13 protein-coding genes are annotated in these 16,520 nt (G+C 59.6%); 7 read left to right on the plus strand and 6 right to left on the minus strand.

Annotation, left to right across the window (positions count from 1 at the left end; translation table 11 throughout):
* Window positions 1-36 precede the first annotated feature (36 nt).
* Window positions 37-501, minus strand: coding sequence for a DUF721 domain-containing protein (locus B3I26_RS07385; RefSeq protein ID WP_296256571.1), 465 nt, complete (start codon window positions 499-501; stop codon window positions 37-39).
* 319 nt (window positions 502-820) lie between these two features.
* Between B3I26_RS07385 and secA the strand changes: the two genes are divergently transcribed.
* From secA to B3I26_RS07400, 3 genes are all read left to right on the plus strand, one after another.
* Window positions 821-3,571, plus strand: a complete 2,751-nt coding sequence (gene secA, locus B3I26_RS07390; RefSeq protein ID WP_296256573.1) for a preprotein translocase subunit SecA — start codon at window positions 821-823, stop codon at window positions 3,569-3,571.
* A gap of 276 nt (window positions 3,572-3,847) precedes the next feature.
* Window positions 3,848-5,065 (plus strand): bifunctional glutamate N-acetyltransferase/amino-acid acetyltransferase ArgJ, encoded by a 1,218-nt coding sequence (gene argJ / locus B3I26_RS07395; protein WP_296256575.1) that lies wholly within the window; start codon window positions 3,848-3,850, stop codon window positions 5,063-5,065.
* 175 nt (window positions 5,066-5,240) lie between these two features.
* The gene (locus B3I26_RS07400; RefSeq protein WP_296256577.1) at window positions 5,241-6,185 is read left to right on the plus strand and encodes a Nudix family hydrolase; all 945 of its coding nucleotides are present in this window, start codon (window positions 5,241-5,243) and stop codon (window positions 6,183-6,185) included.
* A gap of 115 nt (window positions 6,186-6,300) precedes the next feature.
* Here B3I26_RS07400 and B3I26_RS07405 read toward each other — a convergent pair whose 3' ends face one another.
* From B3I26_RS07405 to B3I26_RS07415, 3 genes are all read right to left on the minus strand, one after another.
* Window positions 6,301-6,879 (minus strand): cob(I)yrinic acid a,c-diamide adenosyltransferase, encoded by a 579-nt coding sequence (locus tag B3I26_RS07405; RefSeq protein ID WP_296256579.1) that lies wholly within the window; start codon window positions 6,877-6,879, stop codon window positions 6,301-6,303.
* 4 nt (window positions 6,880-6,883) lie between these two features.
* Window positions 6,884-8,932, minus strand: a complete 2,049-nt coding sequence (locus B3I26_RS07410) for a sensor histidine kinase (RefSeq protein WP_296256581.1) — start codon at window positions 8,930-8,932, stop codon at window positions 6,884-6,886.
* A 108-nt stretch (window positions 8,933-9,040) separates the two neighbouring features.
* Window positions 9,041-9,961, minus strand: coding sequence for a putative 2-dehydropantoate 2-reductase (locus B3I26_RS07415; RefSeq protein WP_296256583.1), 921 nt, complete (start codon window positions 9,959-9,961; stop codon window positions 9,041-9,043).
* Between the two features lie 172 nt (window positions 9,962-10,133).
* Between B3I26_RS07415 and B3I26_RS07420 the strand changes: the two genes are divergently transcribed.
* Entirely contained in the window at window positions 10,134-10,613 is a 480-nt protein-coding gene (locus tag B3I26_RS07420) for a YajQ family cyclic di-GMP-binding protein (RefSeq protein ID WP_296256585.1), read from the plus strand.
* Between the two features lie 178 nt (window positions 10,614-10,791).
* Window positions 10,792-11,646: a mechanosensitive ion channel family protein gene (locus tag B3I26_RS07425; RefSeq protein ID WP_296256818.1), complete on the plus strand. Its 855-nt coding sequence runs from the start codon at window positions 10,792-10,794 to the stop codon at window positions 11,644-11,646.
* A gap of 714 nt (window positions 11,647-12,360) precedes the next feature.
* On the opposite strand, the gene B3I26_RS07430 is transcribed toward B3I26_RS07425, so the two are convergent.
* Together B3I26_RS07430 and B3I26_RS07435 are read right to left on the minus strand one after the other, a co-directional pair.
* The gene (locus B3I26_RS07430; RefSeq protein ID WP_296256588.1) at window positions 12,361-13,920 is read right to left on the minus strand and encodes an AmpG family muropeptide MFS transporter; all 1,560 of its coding nucleotides are present in this window, start codon (window positions 13,918-13,920) and stop codon (window positions 12,361-12,363) included.
* 42 nt (window positions 13,921-13,962) lie between these two features.
* Window positions 13,963-14,331 (minus strand): MGMT family protein, encoded by a 369-nt coding sequence (locus B3I26_RS07435; RefSeq protein WP_296256590.1) that lies wholly within the window; start codon window positions 14,329-14,331, stop codon window positions 13,963-13,965.
* Between the two features lie 159 nt (window positions 14,332-14,490).
* On the opposite strand from B3I26_RS07435, the gene B3I26_RS07440 reads away from it, so the two are divergent.
* Together B3I26_RS07440 and B3I26_RS07445 are read left to right on the plus strand one after the other, a co-directional pair.
* Window positions 14,491-15,498 carry a DUF481 domain-containing protein gene (locus B3I26_RS07440; RefSeq protein ID WP_296256592.1) on the plus strand — a complete coding sequence of 336 codons (1,008 nt, stop codon included), beginning with the start codon at window positions 14,491-14,493 and terminating at the stop codon, window positions 15,496-15,498.
* Window positions 15,499-15,767: 269 nt separating this feature from the next.
* Complete coding sequence (locus B3I26_RS07445) at window positions 15,768-16,499, plus strand: HugZ family protein (RefSeq protein WP_296256593.1); 732 nt, start codon at window positions 15,768-15,770, stop codon at window positions 16,497-16,499.
* Window positions 16,500-16,520: the final 21 nt, after the last annotated feature.

A 16,520-nucleotide genomic window follows, 5' to 3' on the forward strand; every position in this document is an offset into this window, starting at 1 on the left:
GCTTGTTTGGGATGCACCCAACCCAAACGTCAAAACCTAGCCGTTAGGCTGCCTGTGCTTGCCATGCGCCGCCAATCGCTCCAGCGCCGCGCGCAGTTTGGGATCACTGATCCCCTCAGCCGTCTCACTGATCGTCTCCGCCGCCGCCACCGAAAGATCCCGCGAATGACCCGCAGCACTCTGATGGACCGTTGCTGGTTGTACCTTGAGCTGCAAGCGTGTCAGGTTGGCGAATTCCTTGAAAGCCACCAGTTGCCTTTGCAGGCGTTTCTGCTGATAGCGCAGGCGCGTGGCCCAATGCCCGTCGGTGACAATCAGCAATAAAGTGCCCTCGCGCCAAGACGCGACGTGACAGTGCGCGCGCGCAGCCGGTTGCAGCTGGCTTTCCAGCAAGCGCTGCAAGTGCGCCAGTCGCTGGGCATGATGGTAGATGGCTTTGAGTGGCCGAGCCTCACGCAACAACACGGCTGGGGCGCGGGCGTGCAAGGGACGAAATGCCATAAGAGTTGCCCTTCGATACAAGCCTGCGATGGTATCAGAAACTACCGGCCGGCCTCGCAGGCATTGGACCCGGCTGGCAAGATGGTGCTCTGTTTGTGAACAAATTTTAATCAAACTTCTTTCGATGACGGGTTGAAGTCCAGGCAAACGCCCCTATTTTACTGCTGCCCCGTAACACTGCTGTGCCAGCATCGTGGAATAACGCCACTTTCCTCACCACCATTTCCGGGTAGAATGCTCGTTCGCATGCGGCCATGAGGGCTGCACGGGCGACTCACGGGGCCGCCCTCCATCCCTATGTGTGGAAGATCCTGTCGATATGTTTGCACCTTTGTTAAAAAAACTTTTCGGAAGCAAGAACGAGCGCGAAGTGAAGCGCATGCTCAAGACGGTTCAATTCGTCAACAGCTTCGAAGAGCAAATGGTGGCCCTTTCGGACGAGCAACTGCGCGCCAAGACCGAAGAGTTCAAGGCCCGCATAGCCAAAGGTGAGACCCTCGATCAGCTCCTGCCCGAAGCGTTCGCGGTCTGCCGCGAGGCGGGCAAGCGCATCATGGGGATGCGTCACTTCGACGTTCAGTTGATCGGCGGCATGACGCTGCACGAAGGCATGATCGCCGAGATGCGTACCGGTGAAGGCAAGACCCTGGTCGCGACACTGGCGGTCTATCTCAACGCGTTGTCCGGCAAGGGCGTGCACGTTGTAACCGTGAACGACTATCTGGCCCGTCGTGACGCCAACTGGATGCGCCCGCTGTACGAATTTCTCGGTCTGACCGTAGGCGTCGTCACGCCATTCCAGCCGCCTGAAGAGAAACGCGCCGCCTACGGCTCGGACATTACCTACGGCACCAACAACGAATTCGGTTTCGACTACCTGCGCGATAACATGGCCTTCAGCCTGGAAGACAAATTCCAGCGTGAGCTGAATTTCGCCGTGATCGACGAAGTCGACTCGATCCTCATCGACGAAGCCCGTACCCCGCTGATCATCTCCGGCCAGGCTGAAGACAGCTCCAAGCTGTACACCGAAATCAACAAGCTGATCCCTAAACTCGAGCAGCACATCGAGGAAGTGGAGGGCGTGGTAACCAAGCAAGGCCACTACACCATCGACGAGAAGTCCCGTCAGGTGGAATTGAATGAGGCCGGTCACCAATTCATCGAAGAAATGCTCACCGAAGTCGGCCTGTTGGCCGAAGGCGAGAGTCTGTATTCGGCGCACAACCTGGGGCTGCTGACCCACGTCTATGCCGGCTTGCGTGCGCACAAGCTGTTCCATCGCAACGTTGAGTACATCGTTCAGGACGGCCAGATTCTGCTCGTTGACGAACACACCGGCCGTACAATGCCTGGCCGTCGTCTGTCCGAAGGCCTGCACCAGGCGATCGAAGCCAAAGAGCACCTTAACATCCAGGCCGAAAGCCAAACCCTGGCATCAACCACGTTCCAGAACTACTTCCGTCTGTACAACAAGCTGTCCGGCATGACCGGCACCGCGGATACCGAAGCGTTCGAGTTCCACCAGATCTACGCCCTGGCCGTAATGGTCATACCGCCGAACAAACCGTTGGCGCGTAAGGATTTCAACGATCTGGTGTACCTGACCGCCGAAGAGAAATACCAGGCGATCATCACGGATATCAAGGCGTGTCTGGCCGAGCAGCGTCCGGTGCTGGTAGGTACTGCGACCATCGAAACCTCTGAGCACATGTCCAACCTGCTGCGCAAGGAAGGCATCGATCACAAGGTTCTGAACGCAAAATTCCACGAAAAAGAAGCGGAAATCATTGCCCAGGCCGGCCGTCCGGGCGCGCTGACCATCGCTACTAACATGGCCGGTCGTGGTACCGACATTCTGTTGGGTGGCAACTGGGAAGTCGAAGTCGCCAGCCTGGAGGATCCGACCTCCGAGCAGATTGCGCAAATCAAGGCCGACTGGCAGAAGCGCCATCAGCAGGTGATCGAGGCCGGTGGCCTGCACGTTATCGCTTCCGAGCGCCATGAGTCCCGTCGCATCGACAACCAGCTGCGCGGTCGTGCGGGGCGTCAGGGTGATACCGGCTCCAGCCGTTTCTACCTGTCGCTGGAAGACAGCCTGATGCGCATCTTCGCCTCTGATCGGGTGAAGAACTTCATGAAGGCATTGGGCATGCAGTCCGGCGAGGCGATCGAGCACCGCATGGTGACTAACGCCATCGAGAAGGCACAACGCAAGGTCGAAGGCCGCAACTTCGACATTCGTAAGCAACTGCTTGAGTTCGACGACGTTTCCAACGAACAGCGTAAAGTGATCTACCACATGCGTAACAGCCTGCTGGCTGCGACCAATATTGGTGACACCATTGCCGAGTTCCGTGAAGAAGTGCTGGACGCCACCATCAGCTCGCACATTCCTCCACAGTCCCTGCCAGAACAGTGGGACGTGGCCGGCCTGGAGGCTGCGTTGAGCAGCGACTTCGGCGTGAAGCTGCCAATCCAGCAGTGGCTGGACGAAGATGACCACCTGCACGAAGAAAACCTGCGCCCGAAACTCCTGGAAGCCATCATGTCGGCTTACAACGAGAAAGAAGACCAGGCCAGCGCCGATGCCCTGCGTACCTTCGAGAAGCAGATTCTGCTGCGCGTTCTGGACGATCTGTGGAAAGACCACCTGTCGACCATGGACCACCTGCGTCACGGTATTCACCTGCGCGGTTACGCTCAGAAAAACCCGAAGCAGGAGTACAAGCGCGAGTCCTTCACCCTGTTTCAGGAACTGCTAGATTCGATCAAGCGCGACACCATCCGTGTGCTGTCTCACGTTCAGGTTCGTCGCGAAGATCCGGCCGAAGAGGAAGCACGCCTGCGTCGCGATGCCGAAGAACTGGCACAACGCATGCAATTTCAGCACGCTGAAGCGCCAGGTCTGGATCAACCGGATGTACTGGCCGAAGGCGGCGAAGACATTGCCGTTTCAGCAGTCACTGCCTTGTCGCCGGCGCGTAACGACCAGAAGCTGGGGCGTAACGAGCTGTGCTGGTGTGGCTCCGGTAAGAAGTTCAAGCACTGTCACGGTCAGATCAACTAACCAGACACTGTGAAAACGACTGCGCTTGACAACAGCACGTCAAAAACAGGCTCGGACTACTCGCTGAGGGTCAGTAAAGCCGAACGCGGCCCCGATCGCTCCTCGCCTGTTTTTGCCTTGTCTTGCCTATGCTCGTTACGTTTTCACAGCGCGTGGGATCGAAAGAGTCATTAATACAACGCCGCGACCGGCCCCGCCGTCGCGGCGTTTTTCAATCGATTGCGCCGTACCGGTCACCCGGGTGCACGGCATGAACGTTTTCAAGGAGCGCATTTCATGGCTGTTGGTCTTGGTCCTCTGCCGACGCTGCACCCAGTCCCCGGTTTCGAACTGGGCATCGCCTCTGCCGGCATCAAGCGCCCTGGGCGCAAAGACGTCGTGGTCATGCGCTGCGCCGAAGGCTCCAGCGTCGCGGGCGTGTTTACGTTGAATGCGTTTTGCGCAGCGCCCGTGATTTTGGCCAAGCAACGCGTGCAGGGCACCGTGCGTTATTTGTTGACCAACACGGGTAACGCCAACGCGGGCACCGGCGAGCCGGGGCTGGTCGCGGCCGAGCGCACCTGCGCCAGACTGGCCGAGATCACTGGCGTCGAGGCTAGCGCCGTGCTGCCTTTCTCCACGGGCGTGATCGGCGAGCCGTTGCCTGTGGAAAAGATCGAAGGCGCGTTGCAAGCCGCGCTGGATGATCTTTCTGTGGATAACTGGGCGGCAGCGGCCACCGGTATCATGACCACTGACACCCTGCCCAAGGGCGCCAGCCGCCAGTTCCAGATCGACGGCGTCACCGTCACCGTCACCGGCATCAGCAAAGGCGCGGGCATGATCCGTCCGAATATGGCGACCATGCTCGGGTACATTGCCACCGACGCCAAGGTGTCACAGAGCGTGCTGCAGGACCTGATTCGCGACGGCGCCAATAAGTCGTTCAACCGCATCACCATCGATGGCGACACCTCGACCAACGATTGCTGCATGCTGGTCGCCACCGGCCAGGCGAAACTGCCTGAGGTGACCGAAGCCAAGGGCCCGCTGTTCGAAGCGCTGAAAAAAGCCGTGTTCGCCGTCTGCATGGACGTTGCCCAGGCCATCGTGCGTGATGGCGAAGGCGCGACCAAGTTCGTGACGGTTGAAGTCAATGGCGGTGGCAATCATCAAGAGTGCCTGGATGTCGGCTACACCGTCGCCCACTCGCCGCTGATCAAGACAGCGCTGTTCGCTTCCGATCCGAACTGGGGCCGTATCCTCGCTGCGGTAGGCCGCGCGGGCGTGCCGGATCTGGACGTGAGCAAGATTGACGTGTTCCTGAGCGGCGTGTGCATTGCCAGCAAGGGCGCCCGCGCCACCACCTACACCGAAGAACAGGGCTCGGCCGTGATGGCCGAAGAAGAAATCACCATCCGTATCGAGTTGGGCCGCGGCGATTGCAGCGAAACCATCTGGACTACCGATCTGTCCCACGAGTACGTGAAGATCAACGCGGAATACCGCACCTGATCGAAGTGCTTGCCGTGGTTTGAGCGCTACTCATTGCTGACCACGGCAACCGCTTGCAGCAACCGGTCTGGCCACGGTGGCGTCTTTGAGATTGCCCCCGGCATGCCGGGATGCTGCAAGGTTCGCCTGGATGCGCAATTGCGTTGCGGCAGGCTGTCATAGAGGAAAGTCGAACGTGAAACGAATCCATGTAGCCGCCGCAGTCATTCGTGGTACTGACGGCAAGGTTCTCATTGCCCGGCGCGCCGATCAGCAGCATCAGGGCGGCTTGTGGGAATTTCCCGGTGGCAAGGTCGAATCAGGCGAAACCGTCGAAGCGGCCCTGTCTCGCGAGCTGAAGGAGGAGCTGGGCATCGCGGTGACGGCCGCGCGCCCGCTGATCAAGATTAACCATGACTACCCGGATAAACAGGTGTTGCTGGATGTCTGGGAAGTCTCGTCGTTTAGCGGCGAGCCACACGGCGCAGAAGGCCAGCCGTTGGCTTGGGTCTCCAACCGCGAGTTGGCCGAATACGAATTCCCCGCGGCGAATCGGCCAATCGTGGCCGCTGCCCGTTTGCCAGGCGAATACCTGATTACCCCCGATGCGCTGGAAACCCCTCACTTGCTGCAGGGCATCCAGAAGGCGATCGCAGGTGGTATCAAGCTGGTTCAATTGCGTGCGCCTAACGGTTACGACCCTAAATACCGCGACGTTGCAGTGGATGCGGTGGGGCTTTGCGCTGGCAAGGCACAGTTGATGCTCAAAGGGCCTTTGGAGTGGCTAGGGGACTTTCCTGCCGCCGGTTGGCACTTGACCGGCGCCCAATTGCGCAAATACGCCAGCAAGGGCCGTCCATTTCCGCAGGACCGCTGGCTGGCCGCCTCTTGTCATAACGCAGAAGAGTTGGTCCTGGCCGAGCAGATGGGTGTGGACTTCGTCACCCTGTCGCCTGTTCAACCGACTCAGTCTCATCCCGACACACAGGCTCTGGGCTGGGAGTTGGCGCGCGAATTGATCGACGGGTTCAGCAAGCCCGTTTATCTACTTGGCGGGGTGGGGCCGGCCGAGCGTCAACGTGCCTGGGAGAGTGGCGCGCAGGGTGTAGCGGGGATTCGGGCGTTTTGGCCGCACGTGTAGGTGGCGTCTGATTTGTAGAAGCGCGCTTGCCGGCGAAGGGGGGGGCACTCACCGAATGCGTATCTGACCCGGCCCCATGACCGCAGGCAAGCGGGCACCTGCAGGACGCTTGCGCTCAGTCCGGCTTCTTCGCCGGCACCCACAGAATCTCCGCAACGCCCTGTCTACGCGCGATGATCCTGGCGGCGACGAACAATAGATCCGACAGACGATTGATATACGCCAAGCCAACTCCGGCCAACGGCTCGCTGGCGTTCAGGTGCTGACAGCGGCGCTCGGCGCTGCGTGCAAGGCTTCGACAGACGTGGGCCTGGGCGATCAGCGCAGAGCCGCCCGGCAGAATGAAATTCTCCAGTGGCCCCACTTCCTCGTTCCAGATGTCGATGGCTGCTTCCAGCCGTCCTATTTCCTGCGCATCCAGTGCCTGATATTCCGGCATCGCCAGTTCGCCACCCAGGTCAAATAATCGGTGCTGACAGGGCGCAAGCACCTCGATGATCTCCTGCAGTGCAGGCGTCGCCTCCACCCATTCCTCGAGGCCCGCTAGCAGCAACCCAAGCTGGCTGTTCAACGTATCGACCTCGCCGATGGCCTCGATCCGCGGATGATCCTTGGGCACTCGGCGGCCGTCACCCAAGCCGGTTTCGCCCTTGTCGCCGGTGCGCGTGTAAATCTTCGACAAGCGAAATCCCATGGTTCTACTCCCGGTCGTTCTGACCAATGATCTGAGGGGGCGGCACGTTAATGGGGTTGCCTGCCAGCGGCAGCCGCAACGTGAAACAGGTGCCTTGGCCAAGGGTGGAGTGCACCTCCATCTGGCCCTTGTGATTGTTGGTGATGATGAAGTACGACACCGAGAGTCCCAGCCCGGTGCCCTGACCAATCTCCTTGGTCGTGAAGAACGGCTCGAAGGTGCGCTTGCGCACGGCTTCGGACATGCCGATGCCGTTATCCTCGACCTGGATTTCCGCCCACGGCGGGCTCAATCGAGTGCGCAGGATGATACGCCCGGGCTCGGCGTCGTTCTCGCGCTGGTGAATCGCCTGCGCTGCGTTTTTCAGCAGGTTGAGCAGCACCTGCTCCAGTTCGTTGGCGGTGCCTGGGACCGGGCCGAGCTTGGGATCGAACTGGCGAATGATGTTCTGGCCTTTGAAGTCGAAACCGATGGTCAGGTCGAAGTCATTGCTGGCGATCTCAACGGCTTGCTCGATGAGCAGCGCCAGATCGCACGGTGCCATCTGCCGATTGCTGCGCCGACTGAAACTGAGCATGTGGCTGACGATCTTCGCCGCGCGAGCGCCGGCCTGTTGAATGCCGTCGAGCAATTGCGGTACTTCCCGGGCGCAGAGGTACTGGTTCACTGCACTCAGTTCGATGCCTTCCTCTTGCGCCTGCTCCAGGTTCTTCGGCAGTTCAGGGGACAGGCGGCGCCGGATGTTCTGCACGTTATGCATGATCGCGCCCAGCGGGTTGTTGATCTCATGGGCCATGCCGGCCGCCAGCCCGCCCACCGAAAGCATCTTTTCGGACTGCACCATCATGTCTTCCAGAGACAACCGTTGAGTGATGTCGTCGATGCGGATGACCACGCCACGCCCGGCGCCCCCGGTCAGTGGGTAGAACGTCAGTGCGAAGTGGCGGGTCAGCTCGCCCTTGACCCAAGTCACGCGCTCGATCTTGGTCACCCCGTGGCGTTCAACGGTCTGCTTGATCTGCGGCAAAAACGCCTTCATCGGCGGGAAGGCCAAAAAGATCGGCTGATTGAGCGCCTCATCGAGCGGCGTGCCTGAGAGCGCGCCAGCCTCCTGGTTCCATTGCGTGACGTATAGCTGTTCATCGAGCGCGATCAGCGCTGACGGCATGGAATCGATGATGCTGTTCAGGTAATTCTGAAAGCCGGTGAGTTTTTTCTCGATCTTGCTACGGACCTGTACCTCCAGCTCCAGCTTGCGGTTGGTGTGGCGGGTTTCTTCAGCCAATCCCTGAGCCTGGTCATATGCCTCCTGGGAATCATCGCGGGCGCGCTTGAGCTGCTGTTCGCGGGCCTCCATGCGCGAAAGCATGGTGTTGAACGCCTCAGCCAGGGAGCCGATTTCATCCTGATTGCCAGGGCTGGCACGCAGGGCGTAATTCTCTTCACGTGTGACGCGACGTGACAAGTCCTCCAACTGGTAAATCGGCTCGGTAATGAACCTGCGTATTTGCCGCGCCACGCCTGCCCACAGCAATACGCTGAAAATCAGGATGCCCAGGCTTGCCGTCAGCGTGCCGGTGTAAAACGCAGTCGGCAACTCGCTGCTCGCCACCAGCAACAAATGCCCTGGCGCCTGGCCCGGTCTGGGGATCGGAACCACCTGGGTATTGCGAAACTCGGTAATCCGCCAGCTTTCCAGATTGCGGTAGTGGTCGGGCAGCCGCAGTTTGTCACCCTGCTGCACCTGCGCCAGCCGGTTACCGTTGCTTTCGTAAACGGCAGCAGCGCGCAACGGGCCGTAATTTTTCAGCTCCTTGAGCAGCGCCTGAGCATTGTACGGTGATGAGAGCGCCTGTTCGGACAGCCCCGGGTTGCTGATCAGGCGGCCAATCGTTTGTAAGGCTTGGGGCGCCATGGCTTCCTGGGAGATGTAGTAGGCGGCGCTGATAAAGGTCAGATTGGCGACCAGCAAGACGGTGGTCAGCAGGACCAGCAAGGCGGCCAGCAGTTTCTGGCCCACCGGCAGGTTTTCGAGGCGCTGGCGCAATGGCATTGGACGGGTCACTGGCAGATGAGGAGCAAGCAGGTTAGCGCTGTTCCGGTCCAGAGCAAACCCGCGATGTAAAACGCGCGCAGGGCGGGGAATCCAAGAGCGGTGTATCTAGTCGCTCGATAGCCCTTTGGCTTCAAGGTACTCGATCAACTGCTGGCGGAGTCGGTTCAAGAGAGGTGCCTGAAGGCCGTGACGCGCAGCCGTGGCGCAAAGGTAACCCAGCAGATAACTGATTTCGGTTCTGCGACCCTGGGCTACGTCTTGATACATCGACGAGTAATTGGCCGCCGTGGCCTCGATTACCTGCTTCACTTCTTCATGCAGTCCCAGCGCAGCCTGTGGCTGGCCGCAGCGATCGAGCACGGTCACCAATTCGTCGCACAGCGCTGTGACTGCGTGCGAGTGGGCCTGCAACTCGCCGTTTCGGCAGGCATGCAACACGGTCAGCGGGTTGATTGCGCAGTTCAGTGCCAGCTTGCGCCACAAGCGCTCGAGGATAGTCGGGGTCCATTGGTGCGGGATACCGGCTGCTGCGAGCTCATTAAGCCACACCGGGGCAGGGCGCTGCTGAACGTCGCCGAGCCAGTTATCCCCTTTGCCCGCCAGGACCACGCTGAAGTCATCATCCCGGTACGCTCCTTCGGTACTGGAGATGAACGTGCAGCGTGCGTGCGACAGCAGGGCGGCAACGGCCTGCTGACTGCCCAAGCCATTCTGTAGCAGGAGCACGTCGGCACCGGGTGCCAGGCGTGAAGCGATCCCTGCGACTGCACGCTCGGCGTCGTAGGCCTTGCAGGCGACCAGCAGCCGCTCGATGGGCAGCGGATCGCTGCCGGTCTGTGCCGAAATATCGAACGTGCGCCGCAGGCCTTGCTCGCCCAGCGTCAGCCCGCCTTTGGCGTTGTAGGCTTGCAAGCGCGTTTCATCGCGAAGAATCAGCCGCACCGGCAACCCGGCGCGCGCCAGCCTTGCAGCCCACAGGCTGCCGAGACTGCCTGCGCCGAGTACATGCCAAAGGGTGGACGTCACAGAGCATGACGCCGCAGGTCGTCGAGCCGTGAAGAAAAGGAAAACGAAAACGACATCGCAGGCTCACATGAACAGAGGAAAAGTCTCGTTATAATGACCGGGCTTTCATACCGTCAAGTCAGGCGTGCTGCATCTACATGTCGAGCTGCGCCGTATCAATTGGAGAATTTACATGCCCTCGTTCGACGTAGTGTCCGAACTGGATAAACACGAAGTCACGAATGCCGTCGACAATGCGATCAAGGAGCTGGACCGTCGCTACGACCTCAAAGGCAAAGGCAGCTTCGAGTTCAAGGACCTCACTGTCAACTTGACCGCCGAAGCCGATTTTCAGCTTGAAGCAATGGTCGAAATCCTCAAGCTGGCCCTGGTCAAGCGCAAGATCGATGTGCAGTGCCTGGAAGTCAAGGAGGCCTACGCTTCGGGCAAGCTGATGAAGCAGGAGGCCACGCTCAAGGAAGGCATCGACAAGGAGCTGGCGAAGAAAATCGTTGCCCATATCAAGGAGGCCAAGCTTAAGGTTCAGGCCTCCATTCAAGGCGAGCAGGTACGTGTGACCGGCAAGAAACGTGACGACCTGCAGGAAGCCATTGCGGCACTGCGTGGTCATGAATTCGGCATGCCGCTGCAGTTCAACAACTTTCGCGACTGATCAACGCTGCGCTTTGTCCGCGCCCTTCGATGATGCATTTGTGTCCGCATTCGGTGCCTGAACGGGGAACCTGAAGGGTTTGTGCGCGTCCGAGTGCAGGTCCCGTTGAAACGAAGGCGTCTTGGGGCGCCATCGTTTCCGTCTTTCATTTCGCGACCCTAAGGAGCATTCAATGGATCTGGATTTGAACGGCCAGGTGGATCATCTGGTCAAGGCTTCCCAAGCCTGGATTCCGATGGTCTTGCAGTACGGCAGCCGCGTGTTGCTGGCCGTTACGGTATTGTTGGTGGGGTGGTGGCTGATCAACAAGCTGACGTCCAAAGTCGGCGCGCTGCTGGCGTTGCGTCACGTGGATCTGGCGCTGCAGGGCTTCATCAGCAGTCTGGCCAACATCATTCTGAAGATTCTGCTGATCGTCAGCGTCGCATCGATGATTGGCGTGGAGACCACCTCTTTTGTCGCGGCCATCGGCGCGGCGGGTTTGGCCATCGGTCTGGCCTTGCAAGGCAGCCTGGCCAACTTTGCAGGGGGGGTGTTGATCCTGCTGTTTCGTCCATTTCGTATCGGTGACTGGATCGAAGCGCAGGGTGTGTCCGGCACCGTGGACAGCATTCAGATTTTCCATACCGTGCTGCGCACCGGGGACAACAAGACCGTGATTCTGCCCAACGGCAATCTGTCCAACGGCATCATCACCAACACCAACCGACAGCCGACCCGCAAGATTACCTTCGACGTCGGCATCGACTACGACGCAGACCTCAAGCAGGCACTGGGTGTACTGAAGGAAATGGCAGACGACCCACGTGTGCTGCAGGATCCAGCACCGCAGGCCGTGGTTGCCGCGCTGGGCGACAGCTCGATTACAGTGTCATTGCGCGTATGGACCAAGACCGGCGACTTTGGTGACGTCTCCAACCGCTTCAATGCCGAGATCCGCGATCGCCTGCGTGCCGCCAACATCGATATCCCATTCCCGCAACGGGTGGTTCGTGTGGTGCAGGAACAGCAGCAAGCATCGCCTGTACGTTAAGCGTCGCCTTGAAACGACAAAAGCCTCGACTCGTGAGAGATCGAGGCTTTTTGTTTGCGTCTTTTGGGAACGCTGCCCACATGGTTGCGGCCAGGCACGACGCTTTTGATTTTGGCCAAAGGCCGTAGGAGCTCCGCTTGCCGACGATCTGCCGCGCAGCGGCAGTAAAACCTGAGCACGCGGTTTACCTGACACATCGCATTTGCTGATTTCGCTGCCGCTGCGCGGCAGATCGCTGGCAAGCCAGACTCCTACGCCCTGCGGGCAGAAGCGACGTAGAACGCTGCCCACATGGTTGCGGCCAGGCACGACGCTTTTGATTTTGGCCAAAGGCCGTAGGAGCTCGGCTTGCCAGCGATCTGGCGCGTAGCGGCAGTAAACCCTGAACGGGCGGTTTGCCTGACCCACCGCATTTACCGATTCCGCTGCCGCTGCGCGCAGATCGCTGGCAAGCCAGACGCCTACGCCCTGCGGGCAGAAGCGACGTAGAACGCTGCCCACATGGTTGCGGCCAGGCGCGACGCTTTTGATTCTGGCCAAAGGCCGTAGGAGCTCGGCTTGCCAGCGATATGGCGCGCAGCGGCAGTAAAACCTGAGCACGCGGTTTACCTGACACATAGCATTTGCTGATTTCGCTGCCGCTGCGCGGCAGATCGCTGGCAAGCCAGACTCCCACGCGCTGCGGCCCAGAATCAAAAACAGGTCAGCGCGCAATCACGGCCTTTCGGTCACCGCTGCCTCGGCAGGCTTCGCATCCCCATGCGGCGTTGCCTTGCGCAACTCCTGCGCCCAATGCAGGGCGATCATGAACAGGGTTGGCACACCCATCACGGCCGTTGCCAGGAAGAAGTTGTGATAGCCAAGTTTCTCGACCATCACCCCTGAGTATCCGCCTATCAGGCGGGGCAACAGCAGCATGATCGAACTGAGCAGCGCGTACTGCGTAGCCGAAAACTTGAGGTTGGTCAGGCTCGACAGGTAGGCCACGAACGCCGACGTCGCAAGGCCCGAGCTGAAGTTGTCCAGCGAGATCGTGAGGATCAGCATCTTCAGGTTCGGACCCATATCGGCCAGCATCAGGAACAGCAGGTTGGTCGCCGCTGACGTAGCACCGCCGATGAACAGGATCGGCAGTATGCCGAAGCGTACGATCGCCAAGCCGCCGAACGCGGCGCCCAGCAAGGTCATGACCAGGCCGAAAATTTTGCTGACACTGGCGATCTGGTCCTTAGTGAAGCCCTGATCGATGTAGAACACGTTCGCCATCACACCCATGACCGTGTCAGACATGCGGTAGGTGGCGATCAGGCCCAGCAACAGGAATGCCTGCCAGCGATACCGCAGAATGAAATCGTTGATCGGGGTCAGCACCGGCGCCAAACCGCGTCGTCCTATGGACGACAGGCAGGCCGCAGTGAGCAGGGTATACAGAATCGCGCGCAGGAAGGCGCGGTCTTCCATCAACAGGCTTTTCCAGGTGGTGCCCTGAAACAGCACGCTGGCGAAATCGGTGTTGTACAGTTGGGTGAACATCGCCGGAACCGACACCAGCAGGATGATCAGCACGAACACCGATGCCAGTTGATGGGCGAAGCCGTAGCGCGCTGCGGAAAGTTGGGTGCGCAGCGGCACGGCGGGTTCGCGCATGATCAGCGTGGTCACCAGTGCAGGCAGCATCAGCAGGCCGAACAGCACGTAGGTGCCGGTCCATGCGGAGTGTTTGTAGGCGAAGCCGGTCGAGCCGAAGCCCTCGGCGAAATACAGCGCGCCTGCGGTGGCCAGCAGAGCGGCGACGCGATAGCCCGCCATGTAGCTGGCGGCCAGAGTGGCTTGCTGGCTTTCGGAAGCGATCTCCAGACGGTAGGCGTCGATGGCGATATCTTGAGTCGCCGAGGAGAACGCTACCAACACGGCAATCGCGATCAGCCAGGACAGATGCTGTTGTGGATCGCAGAAACCCATGCCGATCAGGCCCACTGTCACCAGCGATTGCGACAGCACCAGCCAGGAGCGACGCCGTCCCAGCTTGCCGAGCAGAGGCAGACGCCATTGGTCCAGCAGCGGCGACCAGACCCATTTAAACGCGTACGCCAGACCGATCAGGCTGGCGTAACCGATGGTTTCACGCGCGACACCGGCTTCACGAAGCCAGACCGAGAGGGTGGAGAACACCAGCATGTAGGGCATGCCCGCAGCGAAGCCGAGCAACAACAGCACGAATGTAGAGGGGCTGGCATATGCGGCGAGCGCGGCGCGCCAGGTTTTGCGGGGCATGGGCTGGAATCTGCCTCAGATTACGTGGACAAAGCGCGCACTCTAACCGTTGTGCTCTGTCGGACGCCAGCCATGACGCTGCATATCCACACGATTATTACGGATGGTCACGCCTTCGGCTCGTAAACGCGCGCGCTGTTCCTCGCCGGATACCGTTCCGGCAGCCAGGCTGAGCTTTCCGCCTGCACCGAGAACCCGGTGCCAGGGCAAGCTGCTGCCATCCGGCAGCTGGCTCAGGGCCCGACCGACGAAACGTGCCGCTCTTCCCAGACCGGCCAGTTCTGCCAACTGACCGTAGCTGACCACCTTGCCTTCGGGCACCTGGTGCAAGGTCAGATAAAGCGCCGTAAGCCGTGCTTGGGCAGGTGACAAACCCGCCGGGTCGTGGGTGATGCAAGTGTGTTCAGTCACGCATTCGTTCCTGTATAAAGGGCCTGCACGAATTTCGCTGCGGAACTAGGGAGATTTCCTACGGTCAGTGATTCCTGTGCCGGCGGTCCCTGGATTGCCTTGACGTTGTCCTGCCGGATAATGCCCGATTCACCGCCAATCAGAGCCCTGTCGTCGCTTATGTTGTCCAGAACCCTGTTGTGCCTCGCCATCACTAGTGCTTCCACTCCTTTGCTCGCTGATACCGTCTGGTTGAAAAACGGTGACAAGCTGACGGGGACCATCAAGGTCTTCGACGGCGGCAAGCTGCTGCTCAATACCAAATATGCGGGCGATATTCCGCTGGATTGGAAAGAAGTCAAGACGCTGGAAAGCGATCAGCACCTGTTGGTCAAAGAGGATGCGCACACCGGCGAAATTTCCAAGTCGTTGCAGGCCGCCGGTGATGGCAAGGTCACTCTGGCCAATGGTGATGCACCCAAGACCGTTGAGCTTGCCAGCATTCAGCAGATCATGAAGCCCAAGCCGGTGGTCACTGATCTGGTCTGGAAAGGTAATATCGACGCTGCCCTGGACTTCCAGCGCGCAGAGAACGATACCGACGACTACAACATCGCTTTCAAGACCACAGCGACCCACGGGCAGTGGCGACATAACGCCAAGGGCGAGTACAACCGCGAATCGCAGGACGACCTGACCACCACCAACAACTGGAGCGTCGAGTACTCGGTCGACCGTTTCCTCACGGATAAGTGGTTTTGGGACGGCCGTCTGACCTACAAGCGTGACACCATCGAAGACCTGGATCGTCAGCGCACGGTAGGTACCGGTCCGGGTTACCAGTTCTGGGACGATGAATTGGGTGCCTTCAAGGTCGGCGCATTGCTCAACCGCACGGACTTCGAATACTCCAACGACGAAAAGGATCACTTCTATTCCGTCTCCGGCACGTGGGATTACAACCGCTTCCTGATTGGCAAGAAGGTTGAGTTCTTCACTAACGGCGAATTGGGCAAACCGCTTAGCGGCGTGGCCGATTACAGCCTCGATACCGAAATCGGTCTGCGTTACAAGGTCACCGAGTGGGCCTCGCTCAATGTGAAGGCTGAGAAAGACGTCATCAGCGGCTCCAGCAACGGCGACCTGGACAAAACGCGCTATACCGCTGGTTTCGGCGTGGCTTGGTAAGCTCTTCTTTATATAGCTAAGTACAGAGACGAGAATTATCGCTCGTCTCTAAGCGGCATGGCTTGCTGGCGGTGGCGGACCAGCGGCTGCTGCCAGGCAAGCCGACTCCTAGCGGGTTTGCGCTCAGCTCCCCGGTTTTTACGCTAAATCTTCGCAAAATCGTCACGACTCCTCAATCTGGCACGCTTGCGCGATAACCATTATCGTGTGGCCTCAAATCCGCTTCGCCTCTCGCATTAGCCCGATTTTATCTGTTCAGGAGTCATTTCATGAGCGCCATCGCCAACCGGCAAGCCCGAGCACTGCTGCTCAAGGAGTACCGCGGCGTACTGTCGACCCACTCCAAGTCGATGCCCGGTTATCCGTTTGGCTCCGTGGTGCCGTATTGCCTGGACGAGCAAGGCCGCCCGTTGATCCTGATCAGCCGTATCGCCCAGCACACCCACAACCTGCAACTCGATCCCAAGTGCTCGATGATCGTCGGCGAACGCGAAGCCGAAGACGTGCAGTCGGTGGGCCGTGTGACGGTGATGGCCGAGGCGGAGAAGGTCACTGACATCGCTGCGATCGAAGCCGCGGCACAACGTTATTACCGCTACTTCCCTGAGTCGGCGAGCTACCACAGTGCTCACGATTTCGACTTCTGGGTGCTGGCGCCGGTGCGCTACCGTTACATAGGTGGCTTCGGCGCGATCCACTGGCTGGACGACGTAGCATTGGCTAATCCGTTTGCCGGTGCAGTTGAAACCAGCATGGTCGAGCACATGAACGCAGATCACGTCAGGGCCATCGGTCATTACGTCGAACTGGCCGGACTGCCGAAGACCGAGCCTGCGGTTTTGGTTGGCATCGACAGTGAAGGCATGCACCTGCGTATCGGGCAAAGCCTGCACTGGCTGGCCTTCGCCGAGCCTTGTAATACGCCGACACAAGTCCGCCAGGCCTTGGTCCAACTGGCTCACGCCGAAAAATGGCCCGCCGCTCAGGCATCCGAAGCTTGAATTAACGACTTTGCGACTTCA

The sequence above is a fragment of the Pseudomonas sp. UBA5706 genome, assembly GCF_002419965.1.
GTDB lineage: Bacteria > Pseudomonadota > Gammaproteobacteria > Pseudomonadales > Pseudomonadaceae > Aquipseudomonas.

Bases quoted from the DNA above. Each gene is read 5' to 3' on its own strand.
- B3I26_RS07385 (WP_296256571.1), bottom strand. From the start codon at position 501: ATGGCATTTCGTCCCTTGCACGCCCGCGCCCCAGCCGTGTTGTTGCGT.
- secA (WP_296256573.1), top strand. From the start codon at position 821: ATGTTTGCACCTTTGTTAAAAAAACTTTTCGGAAGCAAGAACGAGCGC.
- argJ (WP_296256575.1), top strand. From the start codon at position 3,848: ATGGCTGTTGGTCTTGGTCCTCTGCCGACGCTGCACCCAGTCCCCGGT.
- B3I26_RS07405 (WP_296256579.1), bottom strand. From the start codon at position 6,879: ATGGGATTTCGCTTGTCGAAGATTTACACGCGCACCGGCGACAAGGGC.
- B3I26_RS07410 (WP_296256581.1), bottom strand. From the start codon at position 8,932: ATGCCATTGCGCCAGCGCCTCGAAAACCTGCCGGTGGGCCAGAAACTG.
- B3I26_RS07420 (WP_296256585.1), top strand. From the start codon at position 10,134: ATGCCCTCGTTCGACGTAGTGTCCGAACTGGATAAACACGAAGTCACG.
- B3I26_RS07430 (WP_296256588.1), bottom strand. From the start codon at position 13,920: ATGCCCCGCAAAACCTGGCGCGCCGCGCTCGCCGCATATGCCAGCCCC.
- B3I26_RS07440 (WP_296256592.1), top strand. From the start codon at position 14,491: ATGTTGTCCAGAACCCTGTTGTGCCTCGCCATCACTAGTGCTTCCACT.
- B3I26_RS07445 (WP_296256593.1), top strand. From the start codon at position 15,768: ATGAGCGCCATCGCCAACCGGCAAGCCCGAGCACTGCTGCTCAAGGAG.